The following is a 21,058-nucleotide window of genomic DNA, read 5'->3' on the forward strand; positions in this document are numbered from 1 at the left end:
GCCGGGGCCCTGATCGGCGCCCTGACCATCGGCACCTTCCTCGCCATCGACAACATGTTCCTTGACATTGTCAGCCAGCAGCAGACCAAAATCGATGCTCTAGCCCGCAGCGGTCAGACGTCCATGCGCTCGTTTATCAACCACAGCCTGCTGTCGGGCATCGTGTTCCTCACCGCGTTCCTCGCGCTGGCCGGTGCCGGCCTGGCCGCCTTCAGCGGATCGCTCGCCCGGGTAAGGCGGGCGCGAGTCGGCAAAGTTTGACAGGATGGCCATCGTCTCTTGTGGACGCTCGATGAGGGGCAGATGCCATTGGCCCGCCCGGCCCTCGATGACCACCTCCTGCAGCTGGGGCAGCACCTGCCGCCACCCGGCCAGCGCGCCATCGATGATGATGATGGGATCCAGCTGCGGGTCGCGCCCGTGCAGGAAGTAGGCCCTGTCCACGCAGGCAAGCTCGGCGGGGGAGGGCGGCTGGAACGAAGCGATGTAGGAGGCCTGGCCCAGGAGCGCCGACAGCGGGTAACGGCGGCCCGCCCGGCCCGCCGCGGCGACCAGATCGGGATCGGCGCTCGGCTCCATATCCGCGGGCCCGACCGTGCCAGGAACCATATGCACCAACGCATTTACCGCTGGCCCGCCGCGAAACCAGCTGACCGCGGGGACCGCCCACAGCGGCCTGGCGACAGTGGCCGGGCTGCTGGGCGCGGTGTCCAGAAACAGGGTGACCCTTCCGTAGCCCGCCCCGGCCCGCTGGTACCGGCGAAGGAAGTCGACAGCCGACATGCCGCCCATCGACCCGCCGTAGACCCGAAGCGCGCCAACGGGAGGATCGATCGTCTCGATGGCGTGCAGCACCTCGCGGAAGGTCAGCTCGACGTCCACGCCGTGGACGGAGTGACCCACCACGATCATGGCGTCACTCGGCCCGAGGTGGGCGCCGAAGGCCTCGCTTAGCATCGCGCCTGGCATCCGGTACCCCGGAAAAACCACCAAAAGCCGAAGGGCCGCACCGGAATCGGGCCGGGTGACGAAGAGCTCGGGCCTGGCTGCGCCAGCGCTCCAGGAGCCGATCGCGCTGTCCAGACTGAGCAAAGCCACTACGGTGCAAAGGATCCGCAGCAGCCGTCGCTTCACGACCAGGCAGACCCGGTCAGGCGTTCATAGCCGGCCAGATAGCGAGCGCGGGTGGCCTCGACCACGTGCGGCGGGACCACAGGACCGGGGGCGGTCTTGTCCCATCCGGTGCTGACGGTCCAGTCGCGCAGCGGCTGCTTGTCGAAGCTCGGCTGAACCCGGCCGGGCTCGTACTTCTCGGCCGGCCAGAAGCGCGAAGAGTCGGGCGTGAGCACCTCGTCGCCGAGAACAAGCTGCCCCGACGGATCCCAGCCAAGCTCGATCTTGGTATCGGCGATGATGATGCCGCGTTCCTGTGCTATCTCGAAGCCGCGCCTGTACACGGCCAGGGTGATCTGCCGCAGATCCTCGGCCGTCTCCGGCCCCACCTTGTGCACGACCTCATCGAAGGTCATCGGCTCGTCGTGTTCCCCGACGGGCGCCTTGGTGGATGGGGTGAAGATGGCCTCCGGCAACCGCGAGGACTCCACCAGCCCGGGTGGCAGGGCCACTCCCGAAACCGAGCCGTGCGCCTTGTAGTCGCGCAGCCCCGATCCGGTCAGGTAGCCACGCGCCACACACTCCACGGGAACCATGGCCAGGTGCTGGCAGCGGATGGCCCGCCCGGCGAACTCGGCCGGAACATCGGTGGAGATGACATGGTTGGGCACGATGTCGCGCAGCTGCTCGAACCACCACAGCGACATTGCCGTGAGGATCTTGCCCTTGTCCGGGATGGGCGTCGGCAGGATGACGTCGAAGACGGAGACCCTGTCCGAGGCAACCAGAACGATGTCGTCCCCGTCGCGGTAGACATCGCGAACCTTGCCCGAATGCAGCAGTTTCACCCCGGCAGGATAGCGTGAGCAGGTGAGCTCGTATCGCGCCGGCTTCGCCTGCTTCGTAGGCCGCCCGAACGCCGGAAAATCCACTTTGACCAACGCCCTCGTTGGTCAAAAGATCGCGATCACCTCCAACAAGCCGCAGACCACCCGGCACATCATCCGCGGCGTGCTGCACCGCCCGGAAGCGCAGCTCGTGCTCGTGGACACGCCCGGCCTGCACCGCCCGAAGACCCTGCTCGGCCAGCGCCTCAACGACCTGGTCCGGGCCACCTGGAGCGAGGTCGACGCGATCGGCCTGTGCATCCCGGCCAACGAACCGGTCGGCAAGGGCGACAGTTTCATCGCCTCCGAGATCGGCGAGCTGAAGGCCTCGCTCGTGGCGGTGGTGACCAAGACCGACCTGGTCAGCAAGAAGGAGCTCACCGAGCAGCTGATGGCCGTCTCCCAGCTGGGCGAGTTCGCCGACATCGTGCCGTGCAGCGCCGTCTCCGGCGACCAGCTCGGCGTGCTCACCGATGTGATGATCTCGCATCTGCCCAGCTCGCCGCAGCTCTACCCGGACAGCATGCTGACCGACGAGCCCGAGCACGTGCTCATCGCCGAGATGATCCGCGAGGCCGCCCTGGAAGGGGTGCGCGATGAGCTGCCGCACTCGATCGCTGTACTGGTCGAGGAGATCATCCCCGAGGGCAACCTCACCAAGATCTACGCCGACATCTACGTGGAACGACAATCCCAGAAGGCCATCGTCATCGGCGCTCGCGCCGAGCGGCTCAAACGGGTCGGGATGACCGCGCGGGCCCAGATCGAGGACCTGCTCGGCAAAAGGGTCTACCTCGACCTGCATGTTCGAGTCGCCCAGGATTGGCAGCGAGACCCGAGACAGTTACGCAAACTAGGCTTCTAGCGTGCGCAAGCCCCTCTACCGCGATCACGCCCTGGTGCTGCGAGTCCAGCGCCTCGGCGAGGCCGACCGCATCATCAGCCTGCTGACCCGTACCCACGGCCGGGTCCGGGCGGTCGCGCGGGGCGTGCGGCGCACCACCTCCCGCTTCGGGGCGCGGCTGGAACCGTTCGGCCACATCGATGTCCAGTGCAGCGAGGGTTCCTCGCTCGACACCGTGATGCAGGTGGAAGGGCTCAGCCTGTTCGGGCGTCACCTGCTGGAGGACTATCCGCGCTACACCACGGCCAGCGCCATCGCGGAAACAGCCGAAAGGCTTACCCCGATCGAGAAGGAACCCACGCTGCGGCTCTACCTGCTCACCCTCGGCGCGCTCAACGCGCTGGCGGAGAAGGAACGCCCGGCCACCCTGATCCTCGACGCCTACCTGCTGCGGGCCATGTCCTACGCGGGCTGGGCGCCTTCCCTTCGCGCGTGTGCCGTGTGCGCCGAGGCCGGGCCGCACCGGGCGTTCTCCGTCCCGGCCGGGGGAGTGGTCTGCCCCAACTGCCGTCCGCCCGGCGCCGCCCACCCGAGCACCGATGCGCTCAACCTCATGAACGCCCTCTTGGAAGGCGATTGGGGGACAGCGCAAAGCACAGATGTGAAGATTCGGGGGGAGTCGAGCGGACTCGTCGCGGCGCATCTGCAATGGCACCTCGAGCGCGGGTTACGCTCTCTCCCGCTAGTTGATCGACGGGAGAGCACCACGTGAAGAAGCCGCCCACGCCGCATCCTTCCGGCGCGCGCCCACCCAAGCTGCCCGCTGCGGCGCTGCCCAAACACATCGCCATCGTCATGGACGGCAATGGCCGCTGGGCCAAGGAGCGCGGGCTGGCCCGTACCGAAGGCCACAAACAGGGCGAGTACTCCCTCTTCGACACCGTCGAGGGCGCCATCGAGCTGGGCATCCCCTACCTGTCGGCCTACGCCTTCTCCACCGAGAACTGGAAACGCTCGCCCGAGGAAATCCGTTTCCTCATGGGCTTCAACCGCGACGTGATCCGCCGCCGCCGCGACCAGCTGGTTGAGCTCGGCGTCCGTGTCGTCTGGTCCGGCCGCCGTGGCCGGCTCTGGAAAAGCGTCATCGACGAGCTGGAAACCGCCGAGCTGATGAGCCGCCGCAACTCCACGCTCACCCTCCAGTTCTGCGTCAACTACGGCGGCCAGGCCGAAATCGCCGATGCCGCCGCGGCCATCGCCCACGACGTCGCCTCCGGCCGCCTCAAGCCCGACAAGGTGACCGAGAAACTTTTCGCCAAATATCTCTACCACCCCGAGGTTCCCGAGGTGGACCTGTTCCTGCGCCCATCCGGCGAGCAACGCACCAGCAACTTCCTGCTGTGGCAGTCGGCCTACGCCGAACACATCTACCTCGACACCCTCTGGCCCGACTTCGACCGCCGCCACCTGTGGTACGCCTGCGAGCTTTTCGCCCAGCGCGACCGCCGTTTCGGCGGTGCCATCCCCAACCCGGTCGCCCCCGCCAAGGCCACCGTCTAAAGCATTTTCCCTTACGCCGCTTCGTCGTGGCCCCTCGCCGTATCTCCCGGCGGCAACGCCACCTTCGTGCTTGGCCGCGCCCGCCGGCTACGCCGCCGAACCCCGCAGACGCTAGATCATCGCCAAACTCTCCCAGGCTTCGCCAACACCATGCCGTCCCGCAGTGATGCTTGGCGTGCACCCGCGTCGTCGTCGCGCCGCAGTCCGGACACTCCAACGCCACCGGGTCGCCTGCACCGAGCCGCCGCTGTCCTATATGGACAGAAGCCGATCACGTGGCATTGCTATCGAACGAGCCGTTGATCAGACAGTCCCGCCGCGTCGAGGATGACTACGGTGGCTCGGGTCCGACGATGTAGAGCTTGCCGAGTGGACTGCGCCAGACGAAGATGCCGGGGCTGATTTGCCATAGGCGCCAGCGGCCTTGGTGCTTGGCGCGGTGATGGAAACGGCATAGGGGGCCAAGATTGCCGGGCTCGGTGCGGCCGCCATCCCGGTGGGCGATGGTGTGATCGAGGTCTGTTTGCAGGGCGGGTCTGCGGCAGCCGGGTGCGCGGCACATGCGGTCACGGGCGCGGATGTGCCGGGCCAGCGCGGCATTGGGGAACCGCCGGCCCGGGTCGCCGAAGACACCGCCGGACGCTGCGCTGGGGCGAGAAGCGTTGGGGTGCTTGGTGTTGGGGCCATGTGCCGGGTGCGCTGTGTGGCGGCGGTGGCCGCCGCGTGGCGTGTTCGGGCTGCTGGATGCGGCGGTGGACGCTGCGCTGGATGGGGTGGGATTGGTGTGGGGGCGGGCGCGGGTGGTGCCGGTGTGGATCTCGCCGGTGGTGGTGTCGTAGATGGTGAAGTGCCAGGGTGTGTGGCGTTGCTGTTGGGCGATCTGGCGGGCGATGTCGGCGATGACGGGGCCGTAGCCGTTGAGGTGGCCTGGTTTGTTGGCGAGCCTGGCCAGGGTGTCGAGGGTGGCGACCAGCTCGACGCTGCCTCCGGCCCGCGTGCTGTCGGTGGTGACGCCGAGCAGGAGGTCGAGGAAGGTGTCGGCGCGGATTTGGTCGAGGCTGCGCGGGTCGCCGGCTTGTTTGACGGCGCGGGCGATCGCGGTGATGCGGTTGACGGCGGCCAGGGCGGCGTCGGCGGGAAGGTTGAGGCCGAGGACGTTAGCGCAGCTGTCTTCGGTGGGCTGTAGCTCGACGCGGCGGTCGCGGACCCGTGCCCGGTGCCGTGCGGCCGCGGCGGCGGGGTCGGCCTCGATGACCAGTTTGGCCAGTCTGGCCCGTAGCTGGCCGGTGGTCAGTGAGGGGGCTACGGGCAGGACTGTGGCGGCGATGCGGCGGGCCAACCCCAGATCGAGCGTGGCGACGCCGTCGCGGATGACCCTTGCCTTGGGTAGGTCGAGGTCGCCATGGGCCATGGCGGCGTGGATATCGGGCAGGCGGCGCACCACGTCCATGGCGAGATCGAGCTGGGCGGCGGCGGCCTGGCGGGTCCAGGCCAGCGCCGCAGCAATCTCGAACGGAGCGAACTCTGCCACCGGGGTGGTATCGAAGACGGCCACGAGTTTGGCCAACACCACAGCCTGCCGCTCAGACAGCTCGCGCCAACTGGCTACGAGCTCGTCGACAATCGCTGCATCGCAGTGCATCGCATCCGCGACGACTATCCCCGTATCGACTGACACACAAGAGATCCTAGTACAGTTGTTCGAGCAGTAAAACCCCAAGTCTACCTGGAAAGAAGGCCGGAAACCGTTGCCACGCAACGGTTACGGAAAGCGCAGGCATAATTCTCTGGTGACACAACGAAGGCGCGCGGCCGCTGTCATCATTCGCGACGGCAAGGTGCTCATGGTCAGGGAGCGCTCCCGCGGCGACACCGGTCGTCACGACGGGCAGAGCTATTGGACGCTTCCCGGTGGCGGGCTCCAGCCGGGCGAAACGGACGAGCAGGCGGTCCGGCGGGAAGTGGCCGAGGAGGTGGGCCTTACCGCAATTTCGGCGACCTACATCCGCGACATGCACTACCCGTCCGGGATAACCGCGGTCTTCGCTGTCACCGTCGCCGATGGCGAACCGCGGCTCGGCGCCGACGATCTTCCGTGTGATTGTCCTCGCATGATTGGCCTGGACTGGATTCCTTTGCCGACGATGGCCGCTGTCCCGGCCATGCTTATCGAGTGGCCGGAGCTTGGGTGGTCTTCATAGGCCGGCTAGTGACAAGGTAAGCGCCGCAACGATAAGCGCGCCCGCGATGAGGGCCCAGTCGGCGGCGCCGAAGTGTTGTGGGCGGGCGATGGTACGTGGCGCGCCGGAGTCGAAACCGCGGGCGTCCATCGCTACGGCCAGGCGCACGCCGCGGCGGATGGCGCCGACCAGGAGGACGAAGGCGGTGTTGAAGAACGCGCGGCGCAGGCCGCGGGCGCGGCGGGCCATGGCGATGGTGCGCCATTCGTCGTGGAAGAGGCCGAGTAGCCGGAAGGCGGCCAGCGCCCCGAAGGCGAAGCGGGGTGGCGCTTTGGCGTGCTGCACAAGGGAATCGGCCAGATCGGTGGGGTCGGTGGAGGCGAAGGTGAGCAGGGCGGGCAGGGCCAGGGCGAGCAGGCGCAGCGCGAGCGACAGGGAAGCGTTCAGCACAGAGCTGGTCATGAGGAACGGTCCGAAGTGGAGGATCACGTCTCCGCTTCGGTCTGCTGAGAACAGCGCCAGGGTGAGCACGATGCCGACGGCGGCGGCCAGAACGGGCCAAGCGCGGCGCAGCAGGTCGGCGAAGCCGACGCCGAAGGCGGGCGCCAACACCAACGACACGGCGATGAGGAAGCCGAGTGCCAGCGGATCGCGGGTCAGGAGAGCCACTAGGGAAAGCAGGCCGCTGGCGGCGAGCTTGGCCACGGGCGCTCTGCGCGCCAACACGGCGGTCATCGTGGGGCCAGCTCGAGGGCGCGGTCGGCGAGGGCGGCGACGACCTGGGGATCGTGGGTGACGGTGAGGATGGCGTGGCCCTCGTCGCGCAGATCCGCCAGCAGGTTTACCACCTCGATCCAGGTTTTGCGGTCTTGGCCGAAGGTGGGTTCGTCGAGCAGAAGCACCGGCGGTCGCGCCGCCAGCGCCGTGGCCACGCTCAGCCGCCGCGCCTGGCCGCCGGAGAGGGTGAACGGATTCGCCCGGGCCAGTGGCTCGAGGTGCAGGCGTTGCAGCAGCTCGTCCACGCGTTGCGGGGAGGTGCCGCCGAGGGCCAGCTCGTCGCGGACCGACGAGGTGACGAACTGATGCTCGGGGTTCTGGAAGACCGAGCCGATCCGGCCGGTCAATGTCTTGGGGCGCCAGCGGTGCGGGGCCTCGCCCCATCGGGTGCCGACGCCGCCCCGGGCCGGTTTGAGCAGGCCGCCGAGCATCAGCGCCAGGGTCGATTTTCCGCTGCCGTTGGGGCCGGTGACCGCCGTCGCTTCACCCTCGCGCAGCGTTATGTCGGGATAGGACAGATCCCGCACGCCCAGATCGGTGGTGGTGAGCAGACTCTGGCCCGGTTCGGCGATGGCCTTACGGGCCGGCATGGGATGACCCGGTACCCAAACACCGCTTGAAGAAAGCTCGACCCCCAGTGAGCCGGTGAGGATCTGCGGCGGCCCTTGAGCACGGACGCCGCCTCCCGGCTCGAGCACGATGACCCTGTCGATGAGCGGCAGCACCGCCTCGATGCGGTGTTCCACGAGCACCATGGTCTGCTCGCGGCCGAGCCCGCGCAGGCTTTCCACGACGAGCGCGGCGCCGGCCGGGTCGAGGTTGGCGGTGGGTTCATCGAGCAGCAGCAGATCCGGTTGCGGCGCAAGCGCTCCCGCCAGCACGAGCCGCTGCTGCTCGCCGCCGGAAAGGCGATCGGTGCGGTGGTCGCGTGGGTAGCCAAACCCCACCTGGCGCAGCACCTCGTCCACCCGCGGCCAGATCTTCTCGGCCGGCCAGCCGAGATTTTCCAGGCCGAAGGCGACCTCGTCCCCGCAGCGGCTCATCACGAGCTGGGACTGCGGATCCTGGAAGACGATGCCGGTACGGCCGTCCACCTTGAGGTCGCCTTCGGCCTCCCCCGAGTCATGCGCCAGCAGCCCGGCCAGAGCCGCCAGCAAGGTTGACTTGCCTGCGCCCGAGGGGCCGAGCAGGAGCACCCGCTCGCCCCGCTCGAGGCGCAGATCGACACCGCGGATGGCCCAGGCGCGCCTGCCCGCGTGCCGCCAGCCGAAGCCGTTGAGCTGGATCACACCAGCTCGCGGACCCGGCCGATCGGGAACCTGTCCAGAACCCCTGTCCGGGCAAGCCCTTTGGCCAGCAGGTAGGAGCCGACGCCCGCGATGAGGGCGCCGCTGGCGATCTGGCATGCGCCGTAAGCGATTTGCCACGAGGTCTGCATATCGCCGAGGGAGGACGTGGTCAGGTCGAGCGCGGTCGCGCCCGCCCCGGCCAGAGCGCCGGCGAGCGTGGCGCGTGCCAGACCGAAACGCGCTGGCCCGATCGGAGCGAAGGCCAGCTCGCCGCCGAGGCCTTGCACCGCCCCGTACCAGAAGAGCAGCCAGCCCCAGCCCGAACCGAGCAGCATGGAGATGATGGCCGCCACGAGCTCGGCGAACAGCGCCGCGCCCGGTTTACGGATGATCAGCGGTGCGAGCACCGCGGGGATGAACCAGACACCGTTGACGATTCCAGCGGCCGGGGGGAAGCCGCTGAAGGCCACTGAGAAGGGGCCGAACCACAGCAGACCCCAGGCCCAGAAGATGACGCCGAACGCGACAGCGATCGTGGAGGCCACGACGATGTCGACGGTGCGCCAGCGGAAACCATTCATACAATCAACTCCAGACTCCCTGCGCTGGCATTACCCAGATCAGGTTCGAGGGTCTGCGGCCCTTTGCCGCACTCTCAGCACTCGCGTGCTCCCCTGTCGTGTGGCCTAGACATTAACACCGCGGCAGCCGATAACCTGTTGCGGTGACCGTCACAGATCGGCCCGCTCACCGGCATGTCCACGATGCGCCTCCTGCCCCGAATCGCTGGTGGGACCGCTTCGGCTCGGTTGAGGTCCTCGCTGTCATTCTCATCCTGCTGGTGATCTTCCGCGGCCCGATCGCGGCGAAGATCGCCCAGCTGCCGCTGTTGCAGACGTGGACCACGGTTTTCGTCTCGGTGATGGTGCAGGCGATGCCTTTCCTGGTCTTCGGGGTCGCGCTGTCCGCGGTGATCGCGGTCTACGTGCCGCGCTCGTTCTGGGCCAAGGCGCTGCCCAAGCACCCGGCGCTGGCGGTGCCGGTGGCCAGCTGCGCCGGGGTGGTGCTGCCCGGCTGTGAGTGCGGTTCGGTGCCGATCGCGGGGTCGCTGATGCGCCGCGGGGTCACCCCGGCGGCGGCGCTGGCCTTCCTGCTCGCCGCGCCGGCCATCAACCCGATCGTGCTGACCGCCACCGCGGTGGCCTTCCCCAACAACCCGGAGATGGTGGTCGGGCGGGGCGTGGCCAGCCTGGTGGTGGCGATGGTGATGGGCTGGATGTGGCTGCGCCTGGGCAAGCTGGAGTGGATCCGCATGCCGCATCGGCCCGAGCTGGACGACCTGTCCAAGGGGCGGGCCTTCTGGGCATCGTGCCGCCACGACATCATCCACGCCGGCGGGTTCCTGGTGCTGGGCGCGATGGCCGCGGCCACCATCAACGTGATCGTTCCCGACGCGTGGCTGCAGTCCCTGGCCGACAACCCGGTGCTGTCGGTCTTCGCGCTGGCGATCCTGGCTGTCCTGCTGTCGATCTGTTCGGAGGCCGACGCTTTCGTGGCCGCGTCGCTGAGCCAGTTCTCGCTCACCTCCCGCCTGGTCTTCCTCGTGGTCGGCCCGATGGTCGACCTCAAACTCATCTCGATGCAGACCGGCGTGTTCGGGCGGCGTTTCGCCTTCCGCTTCGCCCCCACCACCCTGGTGGTCGCCACCGCCCTCGCTGCCCTGACAGGAGCGCTGATTTTTTCATGAACAGGCAGGCGCAAGGCGTTGTTTTGCTGCTTTTGGGCGGCGCGCTGCTCAAGGCGACGGTCTTTTCCGACATATACCTGCGGTACGTGAAGGAATCGTTGCAGCCCTTCCTGATCGGGGCGGGGGCTTTGCTCGTCGCGGCGGGCATCATGGCGATAGTCAATGACCTGCGCGCACCCTCCACAAACGACCATGACCATGGTGACGACAAACCGCATCACGAACCCCGCATCGGGTGGATGCTGATCGCGCCGGTGCTCGGGCTGCTGCTCGTCGCGCCGCCCGCGCTGGGCGCCTTCGCCGCGGGGCAGAGCGGGTCGGCCGTGCTGCAGGGGTCGGAGCTCTACGCGCCGCTGCCCGAGGGTGATCCGGCCACCATCAGCGTGCTCGACTATGCCACCCGCGCCGTCTTCGACAAGGGCAGGTCGATGAAGGACGCCAAGGGCGGCAACCGCAAGGTGCTGATCTCCGGGTTCCTCTCCGGCGGTCCGGAGGGCAAGGTGCTGACGCGGATGATGCTGTCGTGCTGCGCGGCCGACGCCCGCCCGATCAAGGTCGGTATGTCCGGTGACGCGCCGGTCGGCCTGCCCGACGATCAGTGGCTGGAGGTGACCGGCGTCTACACCACCAAGACGGCGAAGGACCCGGTCAACGGACAGGACATCCCGTTTATCGAAGTGATCCAATGGAAGCAGATCGCGCCGCCCCGCAACCAATACGAATAGAACCTACCCACGGGTAACGCGTCGCGATAACGTGGACTGGTGACGGCGACTCAGCGTGATGTGACAGCGGAGCAGGCCCGAAACGTGGCCGAGGCGGCTCGGGAGACCGAGTGGCACAAACCGAGCTTTGGCAAGCAGCTGTTCCTGGGCAAGCTGCGGATGGATCTGATCGATCCGTGGCCGCAGCCCAAGACCGACGAGGACTCGCAGCGGTTCATGGAATCGTTGCGCGACTACGTGACCAACCACGTCGACGGCGCGCAGATCGAGCGCGATGCCAAGATCCCCGATGAGGTGTTCCGGGGGCTCGCCGAGCTGGGCTGCTTCGGCATGAAAATCGATACCAAATATGGCGGCCTGGGTCTGTCCAATCTGGACTATTGCCACGCCCTGACCCTCGCCGGCTCGGCCAATCCGTCGATCGGGGCGCTGCTCAGCGCCCACCAGTCGATCGGTGTTCCGCAGCCGCTCAAGCTTTTCGGCACCGACGCGCAGAAGCAGAAGTTCCTGCCGCGCCTGGCCGCGGGGGAGGTCTCCGCCTTCCTGCTCACCGAGCCCGACGTCGGCTCCGACCCGGCGCGCATGTCGGTCACGGCCACCCCGGTGGACGGCGGCTACCACCTCAACGGCGTGAAACTGTGGGCCACCAACGGTTCCGTGGCCACGCTGCTGGTGGTGATGGCGCTCGTCCCGCGCAGCGAGGGGCACCGTGGCGGAATCACCGCCTTCGTGGTGGAGGGCGCCTCCGAAGGGGTGACCGTCGAGCGCCGTAACGCGTTCCTGGGCCTGCGCGGGCTGGAGAACAGCGTCACGCGGTTCCACGATGTCTTCGTACCGGCCGAAAATGTCATCGGCAAAGAAGGCCAGGGCCTGAAGATCGCATTGACCACGCTCAACACCGGCCGGCTCTCGCTTCCCGCCATGTGCGTGTCGGCGGCGAAGTGGTGCCTCAACGTCGGGCGCGGCTGGGCCAACAACCGGGTGCAGTGGGGGCGCAAGGTCGGCGAGCACGAGGCGGTGGCCACCAAGCTCGCCTTCATCGCCGCCACCACCTACGGCATGGAGGCGATGCTCGACCTGTGCTGCATGCTGGCCGACGACGATCGCAACGACATCCGCATCGAGGCCGCGCTGATCAAGCTGTTCGGCTCGGAGAAGGCGTGGCTGGTCGCCGACGAGCTGATCCAGGTGCGCGGGGGGCGCGGTTACGAGACCGCCGACTCCCTCGCCGCGCGCGGTGAGAAGGCGCTGGGCGCCGAGCAGCTGCTGCGTGATCTGCGCATCAACCGCATCTTCGAAGGCTCCACCGAAATCATGCACCTGCTGATCGCCCGGGAGGCGGTCGACCAGCATCTGTCGGTGGCCGGGGACATCATCGACCCGAAGGCTTCGCCGAAGCGCAAAGCCAAAGCCATGCTGCACGCCGGGGGTTTCTATGCCCGTTGGCTGCCAACGCTTCTGGCCGGTCCCGGCACCTTTGGGGGGTACCGGAAATTCGGCCGCCTAGCCCAGCACCTTCGCTACTCCGAGCGGGCCGCGCGCCGCCTGGCCCGCCACACGTTCCGGGGCATGGCCACCTGGCAGGGCAAGATGGAACATCGCCAGGCGTTCCTGGGCCGCGTGGTTGACATCGGTGCGGAGCTGTTCGCCATCGCCGCGGTCTGCTCGCGAGCCAAGGCCAGCGGCAAGGCCGAAGAGATGGAGCTTGCCGATCTGTTCTGCCGCCAGGCCCGTCAGCGGATCATCGTGCTGGAGCACGCGCTGTGGCACAACACCGACGCCAATGACGTCGAGTTGACCCGTAACGTCCTATCCGGACGCTACGAGTTCCTCGAAGAGGGCATAGTCATGCCGCCCGACGAGGGGGAGTGGGTCAGCACCTGGAAGCCAGGTGCGTCCACCGAGCCGAACCTGATGCGTAAGCTCAACTGACCGGTTTCAGCTTGCGCTGCTTGAGACCCAGCCGCCGCAACTCCATGCGGGCCAGAAGGTCGATCAGCTCTGGGTCGCCATCGCGCCAGCCGGCCACCACATCGCTGTCGATGGCTTGCAGGCGGCGTAGCGGGGCGGTGGCCAGCGCCCGCAGGGCCAGCAGCTCCGCGCCGCCGGTGCGGCGGCGCACCGCGACCGCGGAGGTGGCCGCGCGGATCCACATGGCACGGAAGGGAATCCACAGCGCGAGCGCCACGATGATCGGGGCGGCGGCGGTGAACCAGGCCAGGGTGGTCGCCAGGTCGCCGACCGCCTCCTGCTGGGTGCGGCCCGCGTCGGCTATGCCGCGCGCCGCCTCGGCCGCGTTGCCGAAGGGCGCGGAGAGCTTGTCGCCGATCAGCGGCACCGACCCCGCCTTCGACTGCGCGTCGGCCAGGTTCTGGGCCAGCCGGTCGCCGGAGCCCTCCAGCTTCTCGCCCGGGATGGCCAGTTTCTGAATAAAGTCATAGAGATTGATCGCTGCCCAGACCCACAGGACGGTCCACGCCGCCATCGCCAAGTCCGCCACGACCTGCCTGGTGAACCGCAGTGGCCGCTCCGCATACACCTTCATGGCGCCTACTTTGCCCGGTGCGGGCAAAATTCATGCGTCCCACACCGCGCCGCGTTCGGATTGCCGTCAGACCACTCGCTCGCTGACGTGGGCGACGGCGTCGGCCACGATGTGGGCGATGTGTTGATCCACAAGGGAGTAGGCGATCTCGCGGCCTCGGCGCTCAGCTCTGACCACCGAGGAACCGCGGAGCACCCGAAGGTGTTGGGAGACTAGCGGTTGCGGCACGTTCAACGCCTCCACCAGCTCATGCACGTAGCGTTCGCCGTGCTCGGCAAGCTCGGTAATGATGGCCACACGCACGGTTGCCGCCAATGCCCGGAGAAGTTCGCTCGCGCGTTGATATGGGTCGGAATCGCTCACATATACAAACTTAGCCTGATGTAGATGTGTCGTCGTACCCCGACGACTCATTGGTCGACAACCCACTCCGGTGCACTGTCGCCGCCGGCCGGGCCACCCCGCTGCCGTCCGCGCCGCAATAGTGGGCTGACCAGGGCAACTACCACGAAGAGGGCGATCGCGCTGAGCACCACGGTGGCGCCGGTTCCGGTGTCCAGACGGATCGACATATCGGAGCCGATCAAACCGGCGATCAGACCGCCGAGCATGGATATGGCCATCGTGGAGGAAAAGCCGCGCGCCAGCTGCTGCGCCATCGCCACCGGCACCACCATCAGCGCGCTGACCAGCAGCAGCCCGACCGCGCGCATGGCGACGGTCACGGTGACGGCGGCCATCACCGCCAGCAGGAGGTTGAGAAAACGCACCGGCAGACCGGCCACTTTGGCATATTCCTCGTCCTGGCAGATCGCGAAGAGCCACGGCCGCAGGCCGAGGGTGACGGCGAGCACCACCGCGCCAAGCACGGCCATGACCACCAGGTCGTCCCAGGTGGTGGTCAGCGGCGATCCGAAAAGGTAGGTCATCAGGCTGGCGTTGGTCTTGTTCGGCGCCAAGCCGACCAGGAAGACGCCGCCCGAGATGCCTCCGTAGAACAGGATCGCCAGCGCCTGGTCACCCGAGGTACGGCCGCGGGAGCGGACCAGCTCGACCGCGATCGAGCCGATGATCGCGACGATGACCGCGGTGAACACCGGCTGGTTGCCGGTGAGCAGGCCAAGGCCGACGCCGGTGAGGGCGATGTGACCGATGCCGTCACCGATCAGCGACATGCGGCGCTGCACGAGGTAGATACCGAGCGACGGCGCGATAAGCCCGGTGATCAAGACGCCGATCAGGGCGCGCTGCACGATCGGTGAGTCCAGGACGTCAATCATCGGGTCCCCCAGATGTCCGGCTCGTCCCCAGGCGCGTGGGGGTGGACGTGATCGTGTCCGGGCTCGGCGTGGTGACCGGCCGGCCGCGGCACGGCTCCGTCGTGGGCGATCACTCCGTCGTGGATGACCACGGCCCGGGTCACGACCGACTGCAGCGGGCCGAGCTCGTGTGCCACCAGGATGACCGTGCCGCCCCGGTCGACAAACGCGCGCAGGGCGCCGGCGAAAGCCTCCTGCGAGGCGGCGTCGACCCCGGCCGTGGGCTCATCGAGCACCAGCAGCTCCGGCCCGCCGGCGAGGGCGCGGGCGATCAGCGTGCGCTGTTGCTGCCCGCCGGACAGGGTGGACACCGGGTCGCCGGCCCGGTCGCCCAGGCCAACCGCTTCGATCGCTTCGGTTACGGCGGCCCTGTCCGCCCGGCCGGCTGGGCGCAGGAAGCCGCGCCGCGCCAGCCTGCCCGCGGACACGACCTCCCGCACGGTGGCGGGCACCCCGCTGCCGGCCCCGAGCCGTTGCGGGACATAGCCGATCCGCTTCCACTGCCGTACCTTGGCCAGCGGCCGGCCGAACAGTTCGACGCTTCCCGACCGCAGCGGCAGCAACCCCAGCGCCGCGCGGATCAGGGTGGACTTGCCGGAGCCGTTGGCGCCCAGGATGGCGACCACCTCTCCGCTTTGGACGGTGAGGTTCAGATCGCGGAGCACCGCACGGTCACCGAAAGCGACCGCGCCATGGGAGATCCGAAGGACTGTGTCTGTGCTCATCGACATCCCAACGCTTCGCGAAGGGCCTTGAGATTGGCCCGCATGACCGAAAAGTAATCTTCGGTGCTGCCCGCCGCGAGCCCCTCGATCGGGTCGAGCACGGCGGTCTTCGCCCCGGCCTCGTCGGCAAGGGTCTGCGCCACCCGGGGCGACACCAGGCTCTCGAAGAAGATGGTGGTGGCGCCGGCCGCTTTGGCCTGCGCCGCGACCTCGGTGAGCCGTTTGGGCGTGGGCTCCTCCTCCGGGCTCAGGCCGGTCAGCCCGATCTGGGTGAGCTGGTACCTGCGCGCGAGGTAGCCGAACGCGGCGTGACTGGTCACGATTTCGCGGCGATCGCAGGTTTGCAGCCCGCTGGCGAACTCCTGGTCGAGCTCAAGCAGGTCGGCCCGCAACGCCGCAGCGGCCTCGGTATAGGCGGCCGCGTTGGCCGGGTCGGTCTCGGCGAGCTTGGCCGCGGTCGCGTCGCCGATGGCGGCCAGCCGGGTCGGATCGAGCCACACGTGCGGGTCCTGGCCCACCAGCGGGGTGATCGTCGCCACGTCGAGGGACTTGTCGCCCGCGTTTTGAGCGACGGCCAGGTCGACCTCGGGCTGGAAGTGCTTCAGATAGATGACCAGGTCGGCGTCGGCGATGTGGATGATCTGTGACGGCTTGAGCTCCATGTCGTGCGGCTCGGCGCCAGGCTGGGCGAGGTTGGCCACCGCCACGTGCGGGCCGCCGACGCGCTCGGCGACGAACTGCAGCGGATAGAAGCCTGCCACCACATCAACTTTTGATGCGGGGGCAGGCTCCTTGTCGTTGCCGCAAGCGGCGAGGCCGCTGAGCGCTAGCGCCGCGGCGAGGCCGCCGACGAGGACCCGATGACGCATGACATCACTCTCCCCCATAATGAGAATGATTGTCAAAATCGCATGGGTCACATCCGGCTAGAACGTCCTGGTAAGGCCCGTAAGAACCAAGAACACCAGGACGAACGTCCGGAGAACGCGCGTGCTGCTGGGTTGCACCCTCCATGTGGTCGACATGATCGCGATCAGGAACCCCGCTACGGCGAGCAGGATCAATCCGCCGACCGGCTTCGGCAGGAAGAGCCCAAACAGCACCACCACTAAGGCGGCGACGAAGACGGCTGTACGGTTGAGCCGCGCCAGCCTTTCCAGTAGAGGCATGGCGAGCATTCAACCGCAGTGAAGGGTCGTTGGACAGTGCTGGTGCTCAATCGGTTCGTCGTGGCGTCGCAGGACGCCGATGGCTTCGTGTCCCAGGCCCACGCTGCGCTGACCGCGCTGGCCGAGGCGCCCGGATACCTGCGCGGCGAGTTGACCAGGTCGCTGGACGAGCCTGAGCACTGGTGTCTGGTCACCGAGTGGCAGAACGTGGGCAGCTACCGGCGCGCGCTGGGCCGGTTCGACGTGAAGGTCAACGCGACTCCGCTGCTGGCCAGGTCGCTGATGGAACCGAGCGCCTACGAGACCCTCGCGCTCGCGGCCCCGGGCGGAGCACTCGAAGTCATCGCTGGCGATAGGGCCGTATGATCCGGGATGACCGCGAGACGTTGGGAGGCTGGTGAATGAGCGTTCCGCCTCCCGTTCCGGCCGGTCCTGGCCTGCAGGAGCAGGGCATTCAGGCACCGTTCCCGGCGCCGCCCAACGAGGGCAGCGGGACCAGGCTCGGCTGGGCGCTGGGCATAGCCGGCGCCGCGGTCGTGCTCTGCTGCGGCGGCGGGTTCGTCGCCTTCCTCGGTTTCGGCGTGACCCAGGTGGCCGCGCTCAACGAGCAGTCCCGGGTGGTCGTCTCGGAATACCTGGACGCGCTTCGCGAGGACAAGTTCGACGACGCCTACAAGCTGCTGTGCGACAGCCAGCAGGCCCGCCAGTCCAGGGAGGCGTTCGCCGCCCAGCAGGAGGACAGGCCCCAAATCCGGGGCTATGACCTGGGCGAGTTCGACATCAACAACAGCCGGTTGCCGGTCACCGAGCGCTACGCCGACGGCAGCACCGACGTCGTGACCTATTACCTCGAGCCCGACTCCCAGACGGCGCAGCTCGAAATATGCGGTCGAGAGTGACGAAGCCCGGCCGGTAACGTTGTGTCAACAAAGACTCCGCCGACATCCAGCCGGCGGCTATCCCCATGGAAGGGACACCAATAGCAATGCCCGCGGACCGTATCGACTCCGTTGTCAGCCTGGCCAAACGCCGGGGCTTCGTCTATCCGTCGAGTGAGATCTATGGCGGCACCAGGTCAGCCTGGGACTATGGCCCACTCGGCGTCGAGCTGAAGGACAACGTCCGCCGCCAATGGTGGCGCACCATGGTGCAGCAGCGCGATGACATCGTCGGCTTGGACTCGGCGGTCATCCTGGCCCGCCAGGTCTGGGAGGCCTCCGGCCACATCGACGCGTTCGTCGACCCGCTCACCGAATGCACCAAGTGCCACAAACGCTTCCGTGCAGATCATCTGGAAGAGGCTTTCCTGGCGAAGAAGCCAGACGGCGAGTTTTCGCTGAAGGAGCTGAATTGCCCCAACTGTGGCAACAAGGGCACCTTCACCGAGCCGAAGATGTTCAACGGCCTGATGAAGACCTACCTTGGCCCGGTGGAGAGCGAAGAGGGCCTGCACTACCTGCGGCCCGAGACCGCCCAGGGCATCTTCGTCAACTACGCCAACGTCGCCACCACGGCCCGTAAGAAGCCGCCTTTCGGCATCGCGCAGGTCGGCAAGAGCTTCCGCAACGAGATCACGCCGGGAAACTTCATCTTCCGCACGCGTGAGTTCGAGCAGATGGAGATGGAGTTCTTCGTCGAGCCCGGCACCGACGAGCAGTGGCACGACTATTGGCTGCAGCAGCGCTGGGACTGGTACCTCGACCTCGGGCTCAAGGCGGAGAACATGCGCTTCTTCGAGCACCCGAAGGAGAAGCTGTCGCACTATTCGAAGCGGACGGTCGACATCGAGTACCGCTTCCAGTTCGGCGGCACCGAATTCTCCGAGCTCGAGGGCATAGCCAACCGGACCGACTTTGACCTCAGTACCCACGGCAAACACTCTGGCACCGATCTGTCCTATTTCGACCAGGAGAAGCAGGAACGCTGGGTTCCGTATGTCATCGAGCCCGCGGCCGGTCTCACCCGCGCGGTGCTGGCCTTCCTGCTGGAGGCCTACGACGAGGACGAGGCGCCCAACACCAAGGGCGGCGTGGACAAGCGCACGGTGATGCGTTTCGACTACCGCCTCGCGCCGGTAAAGGTGGCGGTGCTTCCGTTGTCGCGCAACGAAAAGCTCAGCCCCAAGGCACAGGGCCTGGCCAAGGATCTGCGCAAGCGCTGGATCGTCGACTTCGACGACGCCGGGGCGATCGGCCGCCGTTACCGCCGCCAGGACGAGATCGGGACACCGTTCGCGGTGACGGTCGATTTCGACACTCTGGACGATAACGCCGTGACGGTAAGGGATCGGGACACGATGGCCCAAGAGCGGGTTTCGCTCGATCGCATCGAAAGCTACCTGATCGAGCGACTTCCCGGAGTTTAAACCACCCGTTTGGGCAGGCTGGAAGGCTTTCTCAGCCTGCCCAAATGACCTAGAGCGGTATCGACATAAGCCATTGCCGACTGTACTTTGTGGACATGGCAAAGACCCGTACCGTAGCCGGAGCCGGAACAATCGCCACGGCTGCGCTCGTCGCTCTTTTTGGAAATCAGCCGTTCACCGAGTGGGTGGACCGCCGGGCGCTGGACACGCCCGACACCGCATGGGAGTTCTTCCTTCGCACCCTCACCTGGCCGCGCTGGGCATTTGGCCCCGCCGACAACTCCAGCGAAGCCATGCGGCGATTGCTGGCCGACGACCTGCGGGCGATCCTGCTAATTGCGTTCGTCGCACTGATCCTCGCCTGGGTATCCAAAGCTGTCACGGGGGGCGCCGGTGGATTTCTCCTAGGCTGGTCCGCCGTGATCTTCGCCTCGGCGCTGGCCGCCTTCCTAACTTCGTTTATCATCTCCAATCCCTCGTTGCTGGGCGCATTGCAGGTTGCCGGTGCGGGCTCGGCCTATGGCCTGTTTACGGGCTGGATAGTCGGTGCGGTGACGGCCGGGGCCAAGGGCGCTGGCAGTTAGTCGGATCAAAATGTGACCATGCAGCCCGGGAGGAGGTGCTCTCCCGGGCTGCATCATGGTCGGGTGATGAACTTTCTTCGGCGCTTCACGAACTCCCCGAAGGCGCTGGTGGGCAGCTACCTGCTGCTGATCGTGTTGTCGGGCGGGCTTTACTGGCTGTTCGAGCAGGAGAAGGAGATTGGCGTCGGCGACGCGGTGTGGTGGGCGGTGGTGACCGCCTCCACGGTCGGCTACGGCGACACCTACCCGACCACCTGGCAAGGGCGGGTGCTGGCCGGTTTCCTGATCTCGGTGATGGTGTTGTTCGTCATTCCGCTGATCACTGCGCACTTCGCCAGCAAGCTGATCGTCGACAATGACGCCTTCAAGCATGAGGAGCAGGAAGAGATCAAGAACCAGCTGCGCCACATCCGCACGATGGTCGAGTCGCTCAACCAGTCACTTGCGCGGGACAGCCGCGATGGTCTGCTCGCGGAGCTCGACGAGGTCGAGGCCCGTGTCGGCAAGGATTTTGGCAGCCAGCCCCTTTCCCTCCCGAATCAAACCGAGAAGTAGGTGCTCGGTGCCGATGTAGTTGTTCTTGAGCGCGAGCGCTTCGCGCAGTGACAACTCGAGAACCTTCTTGGCCCGGGGAGTGAACGGGCGGTGGCCTTCGCCGACTGCACGGCGGCGGAACCAGCCTCGCCTGGGCGGACGGTCCAATGCGTCCATCGCCCCCGGGCCGAAGGTCTCCTCGATCTTCGCCTTCACCGCCTCCAGGTCGATGCCGATGGCCTCGAGCGCCTCGGCGTCCTGGCCCAGGAACCGTTCGATCTGGACCTTGACCTCTTCCGCCCGCACGCCCGCGCGGTTGAGCACGGTGTGGGCGACGCCGCCGTCGCCGGCCAGCATGCCGAGCAGGAGATGCTCGGTGCCGACGTGGCGATGACCCATCTGCTCGGACGCGCTGACCGCGCCGCGTACCACCTGGCGCGCGCGGTCGGTGAACCGCTCGAACATCACTTCTCCCGTCGTTCGCGGTCGCGCTCGGCGTGCTTCTTGTGCACGGCCTGCTTGCTGACCTGAAGCGCTTCGGCGATCTCCTGCCAAGACCAGCCCTGCTTACGGGCGTTGCCCACCTGGAGGATCTCCAGCGTTTCGAGCAGCCTGCGCAGGGCCAGCACGGCTCTTAGCCCGACCCGGGGGTCGGGGCTACCGGCCGCGGCCGCTAGATCTTTCGCCTCTGACAT

At 67.3% G+C, this 21,058-nt stretch carries 26 protein-coding genes and 1 riboswitch; of the genes, 12 read left to right on the forward strand and 14 right to left on the reverse strand.

Features of this window, described 5'->3' with window-relative positions:
- Nucleotides 1-99 precede the first annotated feature (99 nt).
- Nucleotides 100-1,134, reverse strand: coding sequence for a hypothetical protein (locus Rhe02_RS06130; protein WP_203907094.1), 1,035 nt, complete (start codon nucleotides 1,132-1,134; stop codon nucleotides 100-102).
- Nucleotides 1,131-1,961, reverse strand: coding sequence for a phosphoribosylaminoimidazolesuccinocarboxamide synthase (locus Rhe02_RS06135; RefSeq protein WP_203907095.1), 831 nt, complete (start codon nucleotides 1,959-1,961; stop codon nucleotides 1,131-1,133). Before Rhe02_RS06135 ends, Rhe02_RS06130 begins: the two co-directional genes overlap by 4 nt.
- Nucleotides 1,962-1,983: 22 nt before the next feature.
- Between Rhe02_RS06135 and era the strand changes: the two genes are divergently transcribed.
- The 3 genes from era to Rhe02_RS06150 are packed head-to-tail and all read left to right on the forward strand — an operon-like array spanning nucleotide 1,984 to nucleotide 4,404.
- Nucleotides 1,984-2,865, forward strand: coding sequence for a GTPase Era (era, locus tag Rhe02_RS06140; RefSeq protein ID WP_203907096.1), 882 nt, complete (start codon nucleotides 1,984-1,986; stop codon nucleotides 2,863-2,865).
- Between the two features lies 1 nt (nucleotide 2,866).
- Nucleotides 2,867-3,616, forward strand: a complete 750-nt coding sequence (gene recO / locus Rhe02_RS06145; protein WP_203907097.1) for a DNA repair protein RecO — start codon at nucleotides 2,867-2,869, stop codon at nucleotides 3,614-3,616.
- Nucleotides 3,613-4,404: an isoprenyl transferase gene (locus Rhe02_RS06150; RefSeq protein ID WP_203907098.1), complete on the forward strand. Its 792-nt coding sequence runs from the start codon at nucleotides 3,613-3,615 to the stop codon at nucleotides 4,402-4,404. Before recO ends, Rhe02_RS06150 begins: the two co-directional genes overlap by 4 nt.
- Before the next feature lie 331 nt (nucleotides 4,405-4,735).
- Here Rhe02_RS06150 and Rhe02_RS06155 read toward each other — a convergent pair whose 3' ends face one another.
- Nucleotides 4,736-6,082: an HNH endonuclease signature motif containing protein gene (locus Rhe02_RS06155; protein WP_239123443.1), complete on the reverse strand. Its 1,347-nt coding sequence runs from the start codon at nucleotides 6,080-6,082 to the stop codon at nucleotides 4,736-4,738.
- Nucleotides 6,083-6,194: 112 nt separating this feature from the next.
- Here Rhe02_RS06155 and Rhe02_RS06160 point away from each other — a divergent pair, with 112 nt between their 5' ends.
- A complete protein-coding gene (locus Rhe02_RS06160; protein WP_203907099.1) occupies nucleotides 6,195-6,605 on the forward strand; it encodes an NUDIX domain-containing protein in 411 nt (136 codons plus the stop codon).
- Here the strand turns inward: Rhe02_RS06160 and Rhe02_RS06165 are convergent.
- The 3 genes from Rhe02_RS06165 to Rhe02_RS49660 form a co-directional block, all read right to left on the reverse strand.
- On the reverse strand, nucleotides 6,600-7,319 hold the full coding sequence (locus Rhe02_RS06165; protein ID WP_203907100.1) for an energy-coupling factor transporter transmembrane component T family protein: 720 nt from the start codon (nucleotides 7,317-7,319) through the stop codon (nucleotides 6,600-6,602). The two genes, Rhe02_RS06160 and Rhe02_RS06165, sit on opposite strands and share 6 nt — an antisense overlap.
- Nucleotides 7,316-8,650 (reverse strand): ABC transporter ATP-binding protein, encoded by a 1,335-nt coding sequence (locus Rhe02_RS06170; protein ID WP_239123447.1) that lies wholly within the window; start codon nucleotides 8,648-8,650, stop codon nucleotides 7,316-7,318. Before Rhe02_RS06170 ends, Rhe02_RS06165 begins: the two co-directional genes overlap by 4 nt.
- Nucleotides 8,647-9,231, reverse strand: a complete 585-nt coding sequence (locus tag Rhe02_RS49660) for an ECF transporter S component (protein WP_239123448.1) — start codon at nucleotides 9,229-9,231, stop codon at nucleotides 8,647-8,649. Before Rhe02_RS49660 ends, Rhe02_RS06170 begins: the two co-directional genes overlap by 4 nt.
- A riboswitch (TPP riboswitch) is annotated at nucleotides 9,231-9,336 on the reverse strand. Its footprint overlaps the gene before it by 1 nt.
- Nucleotides 9,337-9,374: 38 nt before the next feature.
- Here Rhe02_RS49660 and Rhe02_RS06175 point away from each other — a divergent pair.
- From Rhe02_RS06175 to Rhe02_RS06185, 3 genes are read left to right on the forward strand one after another with little or no spacing between them, the layout of a single operon-like run.
- Nucleotides 9,375-10,397: a permease gene (locus Rhe02_RS06175; RefSeq protein WP_203907102.1), complete on the forward strand. Its 1,023-nt coding sequence runs from the start codon at nucleotides 9,375-9,377 to the stop codon at nucleotides 10,395-10,397.
- Complete coding sequence (locus Rhe02_RS06180; RefSeq protein ID WP_203907103.1) at nucleotides 10,394-11,122, forward strand: TIGR03943 family putative permease subunit; 729 nt, start codon at nucleotides 10,394-10,396, stop codon at nucleotides 11,120-11,122. Before Rhe02_RS06175 ends, Rhe02_RS06180 begins: the two co-directional genes overlap by 4 nt.
- A 39-nt stretch (nucleotides 11,123-11,161) precedes the next feature.
- Nucleotides 11,162-13,054, forward strand: coding sequence for an acyl-CoA dehydrogenase family protein (locus Rhe02_RS06185; protein ID WP_203907104.1), 1,893 nt, complete (start codon nucleotides 11,162-11,164; stop codon nucleotides 13,052-13,054).
- Here Rhe02_RS06185 and Rhe02_RS06190 read toward each other — a convergent pair.
- From Rhe02_RS06190 to Rhe02_RS06215, 6 genes are all read right to left on the reverse strand, one after another.
- The gene (locus tag Rhe02_RS06190) at nucleotides 13,047-13,667 is read right to left on the reverse strand and encodes a hypothetical protein (protein ID WP_203907105.1); all 621 of its coding nucleotides are present in this window, start codon (nucleotides 13,665-13,667) and stop codon (nucleotides 13,047-13,049) included. The genes Rhe02_RS06185 and Rhe02_RS06190 overlap by 8 nt on opposite strands.
- A 66-nt stretch (nucleotides 13,668-13,733) precedes the next feature.
- Nucleotides 13,734-14,081, reverse strand: coding sequence for an ArsR/SmtB family transcription factor (locus Rhe02_RS06195; RefSeq protein ID WP_203907106.1), 348 nt, complete (start codon nucleotides 14,079-14,081; stop codon nucleotides 13,734-13,736).
- The gene (locus Rhe02_RS06200; RefSeq protein ID WP_203907231.1) at nucleotides 14,078-14,944 is read right to left on the reverse strand and encodes a metal ABC transporter permease; all 867 of its coding nucleotides are present in this window, start codon (nucleotides 14,942-14,944) and stop codon (nucleotides 14,078-14,080) included. Before Rhe02_RS06200 ends, Rhe02_RS06195 begins: the two co-directional genes overlap by 4 nt.
- Entirely contained in the window at nucleotides 14,944-15,711 is a 768-nt protein-coding gene (locus tag Rhe02_RS06205; RefSeq protein WP_203907107.1) for a metal ABC transporter ATP-binding protein, read from the reverse strand. Before Rhe02_RS06205 ends, Rhe02_RS06200 begins: the two co-directional genes overlap by 1 nt.
- Entirely contained in the window at nucleotides 15,708-16,580 is an 873-nt protein-coding gene (locus tag Rhe02_RS06210) for a metal ABC transporter substrate-binding protein (RefSeq protein ID WP_203907108.1), read from the reverse strand. The genes Rhe02_RS06205 and Rhe02_RS06210 overlap by 4 nt, the downstream gene beginning before the upstream one ends.
- A 57-nt stretch (nucleotides 16,581-16,637) precedes the next feature.
- Nucleotides 16,638-16,880, reverse strand: coding sequence for a hypothetical protein (locus Rhe02_RS06215; protein ID WP_239123449.1), 243 nt, complete (start codon nucleotides 16,878-16,880; stop codon nucleotides 16,638-16,640).
- A gap of 36 nt (nucleotides 16,881-16,916) precedes the next feature.
- Here Rhe02_RS06215 and Rhe02_RS06220 point away from each other — a divergent pair, with 36 nt between their 5' ends.
- From Rhe02_RS06220 to Rhe02_RS06240, 5 genes are all read left to right on the forward strand, one after another.
- Complete coding sequence (locus Rhe02_RS06220; RefSeq protein WP_203907232.1) at nucleotides 16,917-17,246, forward strand: antibiotic biosynthesis monooxygenase family protein; 330 nt, start codon at nucleotides 16,917-16,919, stop codon at nucleotides 17,244-17,246.
- A gap of 35 nt (nucleotides 17,247-17,281) precedes the next feature.
- Complete coding sequence (locus Rhe02_RS06225) at nucleotides 17,282-17,779, forward strand: Rv0361 family membrane protein (RefSeq protein ID WP_203907110.1); 498 nt, start codon at nucleotides 17,282-17,284, stop codon at nucleotides 17,777-17,779.
- Nucleotides 17,780-17,865: 86 nt separating this feature from the next.
- A complete protein-coding gene (locus tag Rhe02_RS06230; RefSeq protein ID WP_203907111.1) occupies nucleotides 17,866-19,245 on the forward strand; it encodes a glycine--tRNA ligase in 1,380 nt (459 codons plus the stop codon).
- A gap of 95 nt (nucleotides 19,246-19,340) precedes the next feature.
- Nucleotides 19,341-19,829, forward strand: coding sequence for a hypothetical protein (locus tag Rhe02_RS06235; RefSeq protein ID WP_203907112.1), 489 nt, complete (start codon nucleotides 19,341-19,343; stop codon nucleotides 19,827-19,829).
- A 66-nt stretch (nucleotides 19,830-19,895) separates the two neighbouring features.
- Complete coding sequence (locus Rhe02_RS06240; protein WP_203907113.1) at nucleotides 19,896-20,384, forward strand: potassium channel family protein; 489 nt, start codon at nucleotides 19,896-19,898, stop codon at nucleotides 20,382-20,384.
- On the opposite strand, the gene Rhe02_RS06245 is transcribed toward Rhe02_RS06240, so the two are convergent.
- Nucleotides 20,268-20,828 (reverse strand): Clp protease N-terminal domain-containing protein, encoded by a 561-nt coding sequence (locus Rhe02_RS06245; RefSeq protein WP_203907114.1) that lies wholly within the window; start codon nucleotides 20,826-20,828, stop codon nucleotides 20,268-20,270. The genes Rhe02_RS06240 and Rhe02_RS06245 overlap by 117 nt on opposite strands.
- Nucleotides 20,828-21,058 carry an HTH domain-containing protein gene (locus tag Rhe02_RS06250; RefSeq protein ID WP_203907115.1) on the reverse strand — a complete coding sequence of 77 codons (231 nt, stop codon included), beginning with the start codon at nucleotides 21,056-21,058 and terminating at the stop codon, nucleotides 20,828-20,830. Before Rhe02_RS06250 ends, Rhe02_RS06245 begins: the two co-directional genes overlap by 1 nt.

The sequence above is a fragment of the Rhizocola hellebori genome (genome assembly GCF_016862955.1).
In the GTDB taxonomy this organism is placed as follows: Bacteria; Actinomycetota; Actinomycetes; order Mycobacteriales; family Micromonosporaceae; genus Rhizocola; species Rhizocola hellebori.